Origin of the sequence: Kitasatospora sp. NPDC056446 (assembly GCF_042796115.1) — a bacterium.
GTDB lineage: Bacteria > Actinomycetota > Actinomycetes > Streptomycetales > Streptomycetaceae > Kitasatospora.
Genome location: NZ_JBHTRF010000257.1, coordinates 1 through 1,075 on the forward strand (window position 1 = coordinate 1; position 1,075 = coordinate 1,075).

3 protein-coding genes are annotated in these 1,075 nt (G+C 55.5%); 2 read left to right on the forward strand and 1 reads right to left on the reverse strand.

Features of this window, described 5'->3' with window-relative positions; genetic code table 11:
* Window positions 1-337, reverse strand: a 337-nt coding sequence (locus ACFQ6N_RS41120; RefSeq protein ID WP_380659237.1) for an Arc family DNA-binding protein, incomplete at its 3' end; no start/stop codon positions are given.
* A 113-nt stretch (window positions 338-450) separates the two neighbouring features.
* On the opposite strand from ACFQ6N_RS41120, the gene ACFQ6N_RS41125 reads away from it, so the two are divergent.
* Together ACFQ6N_RS41125 and ACFQ6N_RS41130 are read left to right on the forward strand one after the other, a co-directional pair.
* A complete protein-coding gene (locus tag ACFQ6N_RS41125) occupies window positions 451-621 on the forward strand; it encodes a hypothetical protein (protein ID WP_376562615.1) in 171 nt (56 codons plus the stop codon).
* Window positions 618-1,075, forward strand: a 458-nt coding sequence (locus tag ACFQ6N_RS41130; protein WP_380659238.1) for a KilA-N domain-containing protein, incomplete at its 3' end; no start/stop codon positions are given. The genes ACFQ6N_RS41125 and ACFQ6N_RS41130, both read left to right, overlap by 4 nt.

Below are 1,075 nucleotides of genomic sequence, written 5' to 3' on the forward strand. Positions count from 1 at the left end.
GCGATCTCTCTTGGTGAAGGAACGAGAGTTCCTGCTGGATCAGTTCAATCTGCTTTAGTTCGGCCGGAGAAGTCGTGTCCCTCATCTCATGGGCTTCAGATTGAAGCTCGTTCAGGAGCTTGAGTATCGACTGGCTCTTCTCTCGGAGCCTTTCGTACTCAGAGATCCGGTTGTCCATCAAGTACGAGAAGGAGTTGTCGAAAAAGCTCCTTTCCAGTCTGTCAGAGATCTCTGAGTTCAGAGATCGCCCAGCGCTCTTGGCGGCGTCTTCTAGCCGCTGTCGGAGTTCGCCATCGACCCGGAGTGGGTAGGGCTTTGTTTGGTGGCGGTCGTTCATGGCCGGGATTGTGGGCGGCAAACTGATTCATCGCAAAGAGTCCACTTGACATCCACAAATCATGTGGATTCTAATAGATCCACGGCCGGGTGGTCCGGTCGGTAGGAGGATCTATGCAGGACCAGGACGAAAAAGGGCTGGGGCGGCAGGCTCCCTTCCCGATTCGATTTCACCCGGGCGTAAAGGAAGCCGCAGATAAGCGGCGCCGGGAGCAAGACCGGTCGTTGAACTGGGTCATCAATGACCTGTTGAAGCAGGCCCTCGGCATGAAGGAGGCCGCATGAGCCAGATCGTCCACTTGGCGTTCCAGGGTAGGGATGTGGCGTTCAAGGATGACGGCTGGTTCTGTGCAACGTCTGCTGCCGAACATTTCGGCAAGCGGCTGCAGAACTACTTGGACAACTCTGAGACGAAGGAATACGTCACCCAGCTGGCTCTTGCGCTAAATCACTCCAAAGAGAGTGATTTGATTCGTGCCAGCCGGGGCAGGGGCGGCGGAACATGGTTCCATCCGAAGCTGGCTGTTCACTTCGCTCGCTGGCTGAGCATTGAGTTCGCTGTGTGGTGCGACATCCAGATTGACAACATCATCCACAGCGGGATCGATCAAAGGCTTGCTCGGGATGAGACGGCCAGCACTCACAAGATGATGTGCCACATGCTCCAGGCAGTTCGTCTTGCGGATGGGAAGGACACATCCGGGTTCCACTACGTGAATGAATCGAAGCTTGTTAACTG